Raw genomic sequence first — 12,834 nt, 5'->3', positions numbered from 1 at the left:
CCGCTCGAAGGCGCTCTGTGTACGTTCCACCGGTGGAAGCACTGACCGAAAAGCAGATACGCGGCTCCTTCGTGAACTGTACGAAGGGCGAGGCCACGCGGCTGAAGCTGCCCGCCGATTTCGCCGAACTCCCCTGGGACGACCTCGACTTCCTCGGCTGGACCGATCCCGGCGCTCCCCTGCGGGCGCATGTCGTCCTCCCCCGAGACGACCGTCCGGTCGGCATCACCCTTCGGGTGCCTTCCACCGGACGGACCAGCGCCATGAAGTCCAGCATGTGCCAGGCCTGCCTCACGGGGCATGCGTCGTCCGGGGTGACTCTTTTCGCCGCACCGCTGGCGGGCGCGGCGGGCCGGGAGGGCAACACCGTGGGCACGTATCTCTGCGCCGACCTCGCCTGCTCGCTGTACATCCGCGGACGGAAGCAGCCGAAGCTGCGCGGCGGCCTGCACGAGGAGACCCTCACGCTGGACGAGCGGATCACCCGCACGGTCGACAACCTGACCGCCTTCGCCGACAAGGTGATGGGCCTGCGCTGAGGGCGCCGGTCGCGGGCCGGGTTCAGGCGCGGGACTCCAGGACCTGGTCGATGGTGTCGGCCTGCTCGGCGGGTTTGTCGGGGCGGTGGCGCAGCACGCGTGCGAAGCGGAGAGCGACGCCGGCCGGGTAGCGCGAGGAGCGCTGCACTCCGTCGTACGCGATCTCCACGACGAGTTCGGGACGGACCTTCACGGTGAACCCGTCGTCGTCCACGGCCAGTTCGCGCAGCCGCTCCGTCTGCCAGCGCAGCATCTCGTCGGTGAGGCCCTTGAAGGTCTTGCCGAGCATGACGTACGTGCCGTCGGCGGCGCGTGCGCCGAGGTGGAGGTTGGACAGCAGTCCGGTGCGTCTGCCGTGGCCCCATTCGACGGCCAGGACGACGAGGTCGAGGGTGTGGACGGGTTTGACCTTGAGCCAGGAGCGGCCTCGGCGGCCCGCGACATAGGGCGCGTCGAGCGCCTTGACCAGGACGCCCTCGTGGCCGCGACGCAGGGTCTCGGCGAAGAACTCCTCGGCGGCTGCGATCTGCTCCGCGGACGCGGGGTCGTCGACGACCGTACGACGCACGCGCATCGGCTCCTGTACGAGGCGGGCGAGGACGGTGTGCCGTTCGGCGCCTGTGAGGTCCAGGGTCGGCTCCCCGTCGGCGGAGAGGACGTCGAAGAAGACGGGCGAGAGCGGGAGCGTGGCCCGTGCCGTGTCCACGTCGACGCGGGAGCCGACGCGGGAGGCGATGTCCTGGAACGGGACGGGGCGTCCGCTGCCGGCGTCCAGGGCGATGACCTCACCGTCCAAGATGAAGTGATCACCGGTCATGTTGCGTGCTGCGGCCACGACTTCGGGGAGCCGGTCGGTGATGTCGTCCAGGGAACGTGTGTAGATCCGGATGTCCTCACCGCTGCGGTGCACCTGGACGCGGATGCCGTCGAGCTTCTCCTCGACCACGCTGGCGGCTTCCAGTGTCCGGACGGCTTCCGTGACCGACTTCGCGGTGTGGGCGAGCATCGGAAGGACGGGGGTGCCGACGCGCAGCCGGAACCTCTCGAGGGCGGCCGGACCGTCGGCCAGCAGCGCGCGGGCGACGCGGGGCAGCGATCCGTCGAGCATGACGGCGCGTCGCACGTCGGCGGCGGGCGCACCGGCGGCCTTGGCGACGGCCTCCAGCGCGATCGCGTCGAGCGCGCCCTGCCGGACCTCACCGATGAGCAGCCGCATCAGGAACTCCTGCTCCTCGGCGGTGGCGGCGGCCAGGAGCTCGCGCACGAGGCGTTTGCGCTCGGCCTGCGAGCCGGGCCCGGCGACGCCCGCGAGCCGGCTCAGCGCGGCGTCGGCGTCCGAGACGGTGAGACTTGGCGTCTCGGCGGGAGGCACGGGCTCCTTGAGGACGCTCCAGCCGATGCCGATACGGCCCTGCGGCAGCCGCCCGGCGAGGTAGGAGATGACGAGCCCGACGTCATCGGCCCGGGCCTCACCGAACAGCTCCGCGAGCGCGGCGGTCTTCCGCGAACGGGCGGAGGTGGCGGCGACGTCACGTGACACATCGGCAAGCCGGGCGAGCAGCATGGGGCCATGGTCCCTCGGGGCGGCGGGGGGCGCACGTGCTCGGCCCTGCCGTGTGGTGCGGGTTTTGGGTCCGCTCCAGGGTTGCGCCGGGACTGCATGATTTACGGCGCGTCTCTGGTCTGCCGTGAGGTACCAGCGTCCCCGCGCCACACATCACGCTCTACGTCCCGGCTCCACCCACTGCACGGCCCCCTTGCCGGTGACGCCCATCGGTCACCCGGTGCCGCGCGGCCGACGCCTGCGGGTGGGTGCACCGCGCCGCGCGGCCGACGCTTAGAGGCGCCGGGCCGGCGCCGCGCAGCTGGCGCACTGGGGGTGTGGGGGCGTCAGCCCCCACGTTCCCCCCACCCTCGGGGGTCTGGGGGGCTCGCCCCCAGTTTCGGGAAGGGGCGGGGCGGGGGAAAGCACCCCCACGCGTAACGGCTGAGTCCCGTCTCCCCCCGGTTCACTCAACTCCCCTAGCCTTCCGTCGACTTGATCGCATCGACGTAAAGGCAGGGGACCATGGGGAAGCTCACGCGCGCGGCCCTCACGACAGCAGTCGCGGCCGGGCTGCTCGCCACCGCACTCGCCCCGGCTGAGGCGGCCACGCCCAGCGCGGTGGACCCGGGGCAGTTGCCCTACTCCTCCGCCACCTGGGTGGGCGTTCACAACTCCTACGAGAAGGCGAAGTACGCGTACTTCGCCGATGCGCTCGACTCGGGCGCCGGGATGCTCGAACTCGACGTCTGGACCAATGTGTTCGGCCGGTCGTGGCGCGTCTCGCACAGCAACCCTCTGGGCAACGACAACAACTGCGAGAACGCCTCAAGCCCCGCGCAGCTGCGCACCAAGGCCAGAAACCAGGACCTCGGCGGCTGCTTCTCGGACATGAAGGCGTGGCACGACGCCCACCCCGGCCACCGTCCGATTCTGATCAAGATAGAGATGAAGGACGGCTTCCAGAACAACAACGGCCGCGGCCCCGCCGCGCTCGACGCGCTGCTCTCCGCCCGCCTCGGTGACGCCCTGTTCCGCCCGGCGGATCTGGCGGGGAGCCAGCCGGAACTCGACACGGCGGTGAAGACGAACGGCTGGCCCTCCCGCTCGGCCCTCGCGGGCAAGTTCGTGGTCGAGCTCATCCCCGGCACGGTCGAGGAGGGAAATCCGGCGGACTCGCTGTGGACCGACCGGGAGTACGCCACCCATCTGCGCAATCTCGCCGCGGCCGGCCGCCTCCGGGACGCGGCCGCGTTCCCCGCGGTCCACGGCGCGGCCGCGGGTGATCCCCGCACCCGGTATGCCGACGCCGGCATCCGCCCCTGGTTCGTCCTCTTCGACGGGGACGCGAGTGCGTACGCGGGCGGGTCCATCGACACCTCGTGGTACGACCGGAACCATTACCTCGTCGTCATGACGGACGCGCACAACGTGGCGCCCGCGATCGACGGCACGAACCCGACCGAGCCGCAGGCACGGGACCGCGTCGGGCTGCTTGCGGGCCGTTACGCGAGCGTGGTCTCGGCCGACTGGTACCCGCTGCCGCCGGTACTCGCGACGGTGGTGCCACGGGGCGGCGGCCAGTAACGGAACGTTGCGTCTGTCACATGCGTGACCCCCGGTAACAGGGATCGAGGCTGGATCGTTTATCGTTCACCTATACGTGGGTGGCGCCATGCGTCCCCACCCCTGTGCCGCCCCGGCCGGAAACCCCCGTTCCGGCCGGGGCTTCTCTGTTCACTCCTGCCGAGTACTACGGTTTCGGGCATGACAACTGTCGCGTCCGACACCGGAGTGGGCACGCTGCTGCGCGGCTGGCGCGAGCGACGCCGGATCAGCCAGCTGGAGCTGGCCCTGCGGGCCGACTCCTCCGCCCGTCACATCAGCTTCATCGAGACTGGGCGCTCCCGCCCGAGCCAGGAGATGATCCTGCGCCTCGCGCAGCACCTCGATGTTCCCGTACGGGAGCGCAACGCCCTTCTGCTGGCGGCCGGTTACGCGCCGCGATTCGCCGAGACCCCGCTCGACGATCCGTCGATGGACGCCTTGCGCGAGGGGATGGAACGGCTGCTGGCGGGCTACGAACCGTATCCGGCGCTCGTCGTCGACGGCGCGTACACCGTCGTCGCCGCCAACCGGGGTATCGCGATGCTGCTGGAGGGACTGCCGGAGCAGCTGCTCACTCCGCCCCTCAACGCCATGCGGATCACGCTCCACCCCGAGGGGCTCGCCCCGCGGATCCGCAATCTGCGGGAGTGGCGGGGTCATCTGCTGGCCCAGATGGATCGCCAGATCGCGCTGGCCCGCTCCGAGCCGTTGCGCAAGCTGTACGACGAGGTCGCCGCCTATCCCCTGCCGGAGACCGGCGCCGCCCCCGAGGACCGGGAGGATTCCGTCCCCTATCCGTACTTCGCGCTGCCGCTGCAGATCGAGCACGAGGGGCGGGTGCTGTCCTTCGTGTCGTCCATCTCGACCTTCAACACCCCGATGGACGTGACCGTCGCCGAGCTGGCCATCGAGACCTTCCTCCCGGCGGATCCGGCGACGGTCAAGTATCTGCAGTCGCTCACGCCGTAGCGGTGGCGCGCAGCGCGGACCACTGCAGAACCGCGAAACCGGCGACGGTCAGCGCCTGAAGCGGAATCCAGACGGCACCGGCGGTCGTCGGGTCGAACCAGAGCCCGAGCGCGGCGATGCTGATGGCGGCCCACAGCAGATTCGCGTCGATGACGAGCTTGACCGGCAGGTGCGACGGGCGGCCGCGCGAGGCGAGATAGCCGACACCGGCCCCGAACAGGGCGAGAAATACGCCCAGTTCGAGGAGGAGGGCCGAGTCGACTCCGAGCAGCCGCCCGAGAGGACCGGAGGCCGCGACGTACGCCAGACCGTTCACGCCGGTGACCACGGCGTCGAGAGCGAGAAATCGGCGCAGCATCGTCTGCGGCTCGGTGGTGCGGGAGATACCGGCGAGCAGGGTGGCGGACATGGCGGATCAGCCTCCATCGAGGTCGTACGGGCTGGTCAGGGACCCGGAACTCGAACGGAGTGCGCCGCCCGAGTTCCGGTACCGCAAGCGTGCCGGGCAGTGCGCGGGGCGTCGATTACGCCAGAGGTAATGGCGGCCCGCTCGGCGGGCCCCGCCGCAGGCGACCGGCACCCGCCGCGCCCCTCTTACCACTCCACCCCCACCCCCGCAACAGTGCGCGCACCGTCGTCCGCCGCGCGCGCTATAGGGGACGTCACCATTCCTCGGCCACCGGACCGTTCCTACTGTGACCGGCACCTCGGTACGCCTGCGGGAGGCCCTGATGCCGTTGCCCAAAACCCTGTCCAAGTCGCTCGGCCGTCTGGCCGCCGTCCTCGCCCTGCTCGCCGCTGCTCTGTGGCTGGGCCCAACTCCCGCCGCGCAAGCGGCCGTACCCCTGGAGAGAGTGAGCAGCTTCGGCGCCAATCCCGGCGCCCTGAACATGTACGTCTACCGGCCCGCGGGCCTCCCCGCGCATCCGGCCGTCGTGGTGGCGCTGCACGGCTGTACGCAGAGCGCCCAGGTCTACGCCGACAACTCCGGGCTCACCACTTTCGCCGACCGGCACGGTTTCCTGTTGGTCTTCGCCGAGACGACGTCCGCGAACAACGCCAACAGCTGCTTCAACTGGTTCCAGACGACCGACAACCGGCGTGGACAGGGCGAGGCCGCGTCCATCAGCCAGATGGTCGCGCATGCGCAGAGTGCCTACGGCGCCGATGCGGCGCGTACGTATGTCACCGGTCTTTCGGCCGGCGGCGGAATGACCGCGGTGATGCTCGCCGCCTATCCGGACGTCTTCGAGGCGGGCGCCGTGGTCGCGGGGCTGCCGTACGACTGCACCAAGGACACGGGGGCCTTCACCTGCATGAACCCGGGCGTGGACCGAACGCCCGCGGTGTGGGCGCAGCGGGTGCGTGACGCCTATCCCTCGTACTCCGGGCCCTGGCCGCGGGTGGCCGTCTGGCACGGCGACAACGACCCGACGGTCGTCCCGAGGAACGCCGATGAGCTGCGGGACCAGTGGACCGCGGTGCACGGGGTTGACCAGAGCCCGGACCGTACGTCCACGATCGGGCCGAATCAGACGCGCCGGGAGCAGTATCTGGCGGCGGACGGCACGGTCGTCGTCGAGCTCGACCGGGTGCCCGCGATCGGTCACGGCACGCCGGTGGATCCGGGCAGCGGGCCGCAGCAGTGCGGGCAGACCGGTACCGCGAACTTCATCGATTCGATCTGCTCCGGCTACTGGATCACCGAGTTCTTCGGCCTCGACGGGTCCACGCCCAGTCCCGGCGGTCTGCCGGCCCCGTCCGGGCTCGCCGCCTCGGGCATCACCGACACCTCAATCTCCTTGAGCTGGACGGCAGTCGACGGCGCGGCGAGCTACGCGGTGTACCGGGACGGGGCGCGTATCGCCACTCCGGCGGCCGCGTCGTTCACCGACTCGCGTCTGAGTCCGGGCACGAGTCACACCTACAGCGTGGCCGCCCGGGACGCCGCCGGAACCGAGGGCGCGCGCTCCGGCACGGTCACGGCCACGACCACCGGTGGTGCGTCCGTCGCCTGCTGGACCACCGACAACTACCACCAGGTGCAGGCAGGGCGGGCCACCACCGACGGCAGCTATGCCTACGCCAAGGGCTCCCTGCAGAACATGGGCCTCTACAACACCTTCGTCACCCACACCCTCAAGGAATCCCCGGTCGGCCACTACGTGATCGCCGACGGCACCTGCCCCTGATCCACGGTCCGTACACCGCCCCTGGAGGTCTCTCCGTGCCCCTGCCCCTCGGCGTTCCGTACGCGGCGGCGCTGCTGCTCGCCGTCACCGCCCTCCCGGCCGCCGCCCAGCTGCCTCAGGCGTCGGAATCCGGCCATTGCACCCGGATCACCCGGCTGCAAGTGCCGGGCGCCGAGCGCCAAGAAGTGTCCTGTCTCGGCGAGTTGACGACAGCGGGCACGGTCGCCTCCGGCCACACCGACCCGGCCGACTGGGCCGGGCTGACCCCGGCGGGCCTGGCCACGCCCACCGGTGTGCCCGGTATCCAGATCGACGGCTACTTCCCCGACACCTCCGCCTCCAACACCAACCACGGCTGGAATCACGACGCGCAGTTCGTCGTCCGGCTGCCCGACCACTGGAACGGCGGTCTTGTCGTCGCGGGCTCGCCCGGAGTGCGTGAGCAGTACGCGAACGACCGAGCCATCGGCGACTGGGTCCTGTCCCGCGGCTATGCGTTCGCCGCGACCGACAAGGGCAACACCGGCGCGGCCTTCTACCGCGACGGCGAGGCGCCGGGCGAGGCGATCGCCGAATGGAACGACCGGGTCACCGAGTTGACCAGGGCAGCGCGGGCGGTCGTGGCCCAGCGCTATCACCGCCCGCCGTCCCGTACCCTCGCCACGGGCATGTCCAACGGCGGCTATCTGGTGCGCTGGCAGCTGGAGAACCATCCCGAGCTGTACGACGGCGGCGTCGACTGGGAGGGGACGCTCTGGCGGACAAGCGGCCCGAATCTGCTGACCTTCCTGCCGCCCGCACTGCGCGATTACCCGGTCTACGCAGCGGGCGGCCCCGGCGCGGACGCGGCGCACCGGGCGATGCTCGCCGCCGGATATCCGGCGGGGTCGGAGTTTCTGTGGCCGTTCCACCATCAGTACTACTGGGATCTGACCCAGCGGATCTACCGCGAGGAGCTGGACCCGGGCTACGACGGGCCCACCGAGGCGGGGACTCCGTACTGCGCTCCCGGCACGCCCGCGTGCGACGCGGACTATGAGTACGCCTCCCGTCCGCCGCAGGTGCGACGGGCCGTCGCCGCGATCGGACTGACCGGCCGGATCGGGAAGCCGCTGATCACCCTGCACGGCACGCTCGACGTTCTGCTGCCCATCGGGCGGGACTCGGATGTGTACGCGCGCATGGTGCGCGACGCGGGCCGCGGCGGGCTCTTCCGCTACTACCGCGTCGAGGGCGGCACGCATGTCGACTCGCTGTACGACGTCTTTCCGGACAAACTGCGGCCGTTGACGCCCTGTCACCGCTCGGCCTTCACGGCCCTGGAGGCGTGGATCGGTCACGGCAGGCAGCCCGTGCCGAGCCGCACCCTGGCCCGCCCGGAAGGAGCCGGTCCGCGCACGCTCGAAGAGTGCTCCCTCGCTGGCAAAGTGGCCGGATCCTGAGCAATCCCGGAGCCGCCCGGCGCCGAATAACAGGCGTGTGGCTGCGCACCGGTCGGCGGTGCGCCGGACCCCGGCTCTGGGGGCGCAGGTGCGAGCGACCATACGGGTACGAGTACTGGCGGTGGACGGGCCACAGGTGTGGCTCGCCGTGAGCGGCCGGCTGGCCAGGTCCACCGCTCCGATGCTGACCGAGGCGTTGCGCCTGCGGGAGGCCGAGGGGTTCACCGCTCTGTTCGTGGATGTCGGCACACTCGCCGACGACTGGGAGCTGACCCTCGAGGAGATCCGTGCAGTGTTCCCGTGCGACAAGCGGATGGCCTTCCACATCATCGGTTCCGCCGATGACCTTCGATTGCAACCCGGCCACGATCGCCGGTTCGTCTTCCATCCGGGGCCTGCTTCGGCGTGGACTGTATGGGTACGCGGCCCCTCGACGACCCCGTCGACGAGGGGCCGCAAGAAGGCAGCACGCCCGTCCGTCCGCACTCGTAGCCGCAGGAGTTCCCTTGGCAGCATCACCTGAACAAGGTCAGACCGTCGACGACTTCACCCTCCCCGGCGGGGTTCTGGTCGACGACGCCTTCGAGCGGCGTGACTTCACGCTGAGCGAGCAGCGGGGCCGTCCGCTGGTCATCGCCTTCTATCCCGGGGACGACACCACCGTCTGCACCAAGCAGCTCTGCTCGTACTCGAGTGGCCTGGAGACCTTCACCGACTGCGGTGCCGAAGTCTGGGCGATCAGCCCGCAGAGCGTCGACAGCCATGAGTCGTTCGCCAGCAAGTACGGGCTGCGGATGCCGCTGCTCGCCGACACCGACAGGGCCGTCTCGCGGGCCTTCGGCGTCGCGGCCCCCGGGATCGGTCTGCGCCGTGCCGTCTTTGTCATAGCGGCCGACGGGACGCTGCACTGGAAGCATGTGGCCCTGTTCGGGGCGACGTTCCAGTCGACGGAGACGCTGGCGCGGCAGCTCGCGGCGCTTCAGGACGCGTGACGTAGAGAAGCGTGACGTAGAGAAGGGTCGAGTGGCCACGGCATCGCTGCCGTGGCCACCGCCCTGTTCAGGCCGCGGGTGGTACGGGCGAGCGGCGGCCGGATCCCCGCGTGAGGGAGTAGCCGCCGACGGCCGCAAGGGCGCCGAGCAGTCCTCCGGCAACGGTCCAGATCCAGCGGTCGGACCACCAGCCCGACGACCAGCCGCCGTCCGGCTCACTGAGGGTGGCCGCCTGCTTCGGTTTGCTTCCCTCGTCGTCCCGCACCGTGGTGGCCGTGCCCGGCACCAGCGGGGCGGAGAGCGAGCCGTCGCCCGCGTACGCACCGCCCGCGTCGGCCGACGTGGCCTCGACCTCTGCCTTTACCGGCAGGCCGAGGTCCTGCTCGGGCAGATCGGTGACCGTCAGCCGGATGTAATAGCTGCCCGGCAGCGGGTCGTTGTCCCACGGCTCGGCCCAGGAGCGGACCGTACGCAGAGTGCAGGACAGCTCCACCGACGCGGTTTCCCTGGCCGCACCCTTGCTCTGCATGCCGTACATGCAGGCCTGGCGGCGGCGCAGCCCGTCGTACACATCGAGGCGCCACGTGGACGCGCCGTGGCGGGCCGCCGCCTCGGGCAGCGTGACCGTGGCCTTCACGGTCGCCCTTCGGCCCGCGTCGGCGGGGAACACCCAGTAGAGGTAGTCGCCCGCGGACGCTCCGGCGGTGGCTTTCTGGCCCTGCTCGATCGCGGTGGCGTTACGGAAGCCGGTGCCCGCCTCGGTCGGCCCTGCCGCATCCCCGCTCTTGCTCGGGCTGGGCGACGGGTCGTCCGCCACGGCTGAGCCCGCCGTGCCGGTCAGGGCAGTGGCGGCCAGCAGTGCGGTCGTCAACACACGTGTGATACGCATCAGTTGGTCCTCCAGACGGCGATGCGCCAGCGTGAGATCCAGCCCCACAGCAGACCGGCCACCAGACCGGTGAGCACCAGGACGGCGAGCAGCCACCAGCCGCGGCCGAGACCGAAGGCGGCCACGTCGGACGCCTCGTCGGGCGCGTCCACGACGTCGACGGTGAGCTCGACGGGCAGGCCGGGGTCGGTCTTCACCGACGCGGGCGCCGAGAAGGAGTTGCTCACCTGGAGGCAGACGGTCTCCGCGGCGGGCTTGACCTCGTCCGCGTCATCCAGCTGGGCCTTCGGATAGCGCAGCCCGGTGGAGATCACATCGGTGCGTCCGTCGCCCGCCTCGGAGCCGCGGACGATCTCCCGGCCGTGGACGGTCACCGCCCGCAGCAGTACGCCGTAGTCGTTGTTGACGGCCCGGTCGGCCGCGACGCTCACCGAGGCGCGCAGCTCCTGGCCGGGCAGGACGTCCACCCGGTACCAGCGGTGCTCGCCGAACTTCTCACGGTCGCTGAAGAGACCGGACGTGAGCTGCGGGGCCTTCGCGCACTCCTGCGCGCCCTCGGTGGCCACCGGGGTGACAACAGGCTCGGCAGCGCGGTCCACCAACTGGCTCACCCGGTCGGAGAGTTCGTCGGTGTGCTGCACGGAGGTGTACGTGCCGCCGGTGGCCTCCGCGATACAGCTGAGCTGGTTACGGGTCTTGGCGTCCGGCACCAGGCCGAGCGTGTCGATGACGAGATGATTCCCCTTGGCGGCGATGTCGCGCGCCACCTCGCACGGGTCGAGCGGGGCGCAGGTGTCCTCGCCATCCGTGATGAGGACGATCCGCCGGGTCGCTTCGCCGCCCTTGAGATCGTCGGCCGCGCCGAGCAGGGCGGGCCCGATCGGAGTCCAGCCGGTGGGGGCGAGGGTCGCCACCGCGGTCTTCGCCTCGGTCCGGTCGAGCGGCCCGACGGGGTAGAGCTGCTTGGTGTCCTTGCAGCCGACCTTCCGGTCCTTGCCGGGGTAGTTGGCGCCGAGGGTGCGTATGCCGAGCTCCACCTCGCTCGGCACCGCGTCGAGTACCTCGTTGAACGCCTGCTTCGCGGCGGACATACGGGTCTGGCCGTCGATGTCCCGCGCGCGCATCGAGCCGCTGACGTCGAGCACGAGCTCGACCTTGGGGGACGGCAGCTTGGCCACCGGTTCGTCCGCGGCGGCGCCGGCCGGGAAGAGCCCGACGACGAGGGCGGCGAGCAGGCCGCATGCCGCGGCCGCCGGCCGTTTTCTTGTGATCATCACCGGATGGTATTGATGATCGCCCGGCGATCCAAAACGGGTGGGGGGTAGGGGGGTTGGGCAGCGCCTGCGGCGGGCTTGTTCCCCTACCCGCCCCTTCCCGGCTGTGACATGTGCGGCTCCGCCGCGTGGGGGGCTTGCGCCCCCCAGACCCCGTACGCGCTTCGCGCGTATCCTCAAACGCCGGACGGGCTGAAATTCAGCCCCGCCGGCGTTTGAGGCGCGGGGTTCCGGGGGCGGAGCCCCCGTACGGGTACGGGGCGGAGCCCCGGTAGGGGGCTGGGGCCTGCCCTCAGTTACGGGGAGGGGCGGGGTGGGGAATGACCCCCCGCCCTAACCCCCGTGCGGGGCTATCACCGTGACGCCCGTCCCCGACCCCGTGCCCAGCGCGGCCAGCGCCGCCGGGGCATCGGTGAGGCCGATCGTCGTCGTCACCAGCAGGTCCGGCCGCAGGGCGCCCGACGCGACCATCCGCATCATCTCGGGATACGCGTGCGCCGCCATCCCATGGCTGCCAAGGATCTCCAGCTCCAGCGGGACGACCCGGTCCATCGGCAGGTGCACGCCCTGGGGCAGCAGGCCGACCTGCACATGACGGCCCTGGCGGCGCAGGCTCTGGACGGAGTTGACGCAGGTCACCGGAGCGCCCAGGGCGTCCAGTGACAGATGTGCGCCGCCGCCGGTCGCGGAGTGGACGGCGTCGGCGACGCCCGCGGCCGCCGTCGACGCGTCCACGCACACCTCGGCGCCGACGGTCCGGGCGAGCTCCAGCGCGTCCGGCGAGAGGTCGACCGCGACGACCCTGGCCCCACAGGCCGCCGCGATCATCACCGCGGACAGGCCGACGCCTCCGCAGCCGTGCACCGCGACCCACTCCCCCGGCTGCACCCTGCCCTGGGCCACCACGGCACGGAAGGCGGTCGCGAACCGGCAGCCCAGGCTCGCGGCCGTGGTGAAGGACATCGCATCGGGCAGGGCGACGAGATTGGTGTCGGCGTGGTGGATGGGGACGTACTCGGCGAATGACCCCCAGTGGGTGAAGCCGGGCTGCTCCTGGCGCTCGCACACCTGCTGGGCGCCGCGCGCGCACGCCGCGCACCGGCCGCAGGCACAGATGAACGGCACGGTGACCCGGTCTCCGGGCCGCCAGTTGGCGACGTCGTCACCCACCGACTCGATCACTCCGGCAAGTTCGTGTCCGGGGACGTGCGGGAGGGTGATGTCGGAGTCGTGGCCCATCCAGCCGTGCCAGTCGCTGCGGCACAGCCCTGTCGCCTCGACCCTGATCACCGCGCCGCCGGGGGCCGGTACGGGATCGGGCACCTCGCGCACGTCGAGCTGCTTCCCGAACTCATCGAACACCACAGCACGCAAGGGGCACACTCC

The 12,834-nt window shown here is 71.1% G+C and carries 12 protein-coding genes; 7 read left to right on the top strand and 5 right to left on the bottom strand.

Going from position 1 to position 12,834, the window contains the following annotated elements; translation table 11 throughout:
* Nucleotides 1-32 precede the first annotated feature (32 nt).
* Nucleotides 33-539, top strand: coding sequence for an FBP domain-containing protein (locus ABZS64_RS11420; RefSeq protein ID WP_355826517.1), 507 nt, complete (start codon nt 33-35; stop codon nt 537-539).
* 22 nt (nt 540-561) lie between these two features.
* Here ABZS64_RS11420 and ABZS64_RS11415 read toward each other — a convergent pair whose 3' ends face one another.
* Nucleotides 562-2,103, bottom strand: coding sequence for an ATP-dependent DNA ligase (locus ABZS64_RS11415; RefSeq protein WP_355826514.1), 1,542 nt, complete (start codon nt 2,101-2,103; stop codon nt 562-564).
* 504 nt (nt 2,104-2,607) lie between these two features.
* On the opposite strand from ABZS64_RS11415, the gene ABZS64_RS11410 reads away from it, so the two are divergent.
* Both ABZS64_RS11410 and ABZS64_RS11405 read left to right on the top strand, forming a co-directional pair.
* Complete coding sequence (locus ABZS64_RS11410) at nt 2,608-3,669, top strand: phosphatidylinositol-specific phospholipase C domain-containing protein (protein ID WP_355826511.1); 1,062 nt, start codon at nt 2,608-2,610, stop codon at nt 3,667-3,669.
* Nucleotides 3,670-3,849: 180 nt separating this feature from the next.
* Nucleotides 3,850-4,659: a helix-turn-helix transcriptional regulator gene (locus tag ABZS64_RS11405; protein ID WP_355826508.1), complete on the top strand. Its 810-nt coding sequence runs from the start codon at nt 3,850-3,852 to the stop codon at nt 4,657-4,659.
* On the opposite strand, the gene ABZS64_RS11400 is transcribed toward ABZS64_RS11405, so the two are convergent.
* Nucleotides 4,649-5,068 (bottom strand): hypothetical protein, encoded by a 420-nt coding sequence (locus tag ABZS64_RS11400; RefSeq protein WP_355826506.1) that lies wholly within the window; start codon nt 5,066-5,068, stop codon nt 4,649-4,651. The two genes, ABZS64_RS11405 and ABZS64_RS11400, sit on opposite strands and share 11 nt — an antisense overlap.
* Before the next feature lie 322 nt (nt 5,069-5,390).
* On the opposite strand from ABZS64_RS11400, the gene ABZS64_RS11395 reads away from it, so the two are divergent.
* The 4 genes from ABZS64_RS11395 (at nt 5,391) to ABZS64_RS11380 (ending at nt 9,285) form a co-directional block, all read left to right on the top strand.
* Nucleotides 5,391-6,851 (top strand): PHB depolymerase family esterase, encoded by a 1,461-nt coding sequence (locus ABZS64_RS11395; protein ID WP_355826608.1) that lies wholly within the window; start codon nt 5,391-5,393, stop codon nt 6,849-6,851.
* 35 nt (nt 6,852-6,886) lie between these two features.
* A complete protein-coding gene (locus tag ABZS64_RS11390) occupies nt 6,887-8,293 on the top strand; it encodes a tannase/feruloyl esterase family alpha/beta hydrolase (protein ID WP_355826504.1) in 1,407 nt (468 codons plus the stop codon).
* Between the two features lie 88 nt (nt 8,294-8,381).
* Nucleotides 8,382-8,816 carry a hypothetical protein gene (locus ABZS64_RS11385; protein WP_355826501.1) on the top strand — a complete coding sequence of 145 codons (435 nt, stop codon included), beginning with the start codon at nt 8,382-8,384 and terminating at the stop codon, nt 8,814-8,816.
* Nucleotides 8,800-9,285, top strand: a complete 486-nt coding sequence (locus tag ABZS64_RS11380; RefSeq protein ID WP_355826498.1) for a peroxiredoxin — start codon at nt 8,800-8,802, stop codon at nt 9,283-9,285. The genes ABZS64_RS11385 and ABZS64_RS11380 overlap by 17 nt, the downstream gene beginning before the upstream one ends.
* A gap of 67 nt (nt 9,286-9,352) precedes the next feature.
* Here the strand turns inward: ABZS64_RS11380 and ABZS64_RS11375 are convergent, their stop codons facing one another.
* From ABZS64_RS11375 to ABZS64_RS11365, 3 genes are all read right to left on the bottom strand, one after another.
* Nucleotides 9,353-10,174, bottom strand: coding sequence for a hypothetical protein (locus ABZS64_RS11375; RefSeq protein WP_355826495.1), 822 nt, complete (start codon nt 10,172-10,174; stop codon nt 9,353-9,355).
* A complete protein-coding gene (locus tag ABZS64_RS11370; RefSeq protein WP_355826492.1) occupies nt 10,174-11,448 on the bottom strand; it encodes a VWA domain-containing protein in 1,275 nt (424 codons plus the stop codon). The genes ABZS64_RS11375 and ABZS64_RS11370 overlap by 1 nt, the downstream gene beginning before the upstream one ends.
* A gap of 333 nt (nt 11,449-11,781) precedes the next feature.
* On the bottom strand, nt 11,782-12,822 hold the full coding sequence (locus ABZS64_RS11365) for a zinc-dependent alcohol dehydrogenase family protein (protein ID WP_355826489.1): 1,041 nt from the start codon (nt 12,820-12,822) through the stop codon (nt 11,782-11,784).
* Nucleotides 12,823-12,834: the final 12 nt, after the last annotated feature.

The organism is Streptomyces sp. NPDC005408 (genome assembly GCF_040606445.1).
Classification (GTDB): domain Bacteria; phylum Actinomycetota; class Actinomycetes; order Streptomycetales; family Streptomycetaceae; genus Streptomyces.
The sequence above is the reverse complement of the archived record's forward strand: the minus strand, read 5'-3'. Positions and strand labels throughout refer to the sequence as shown.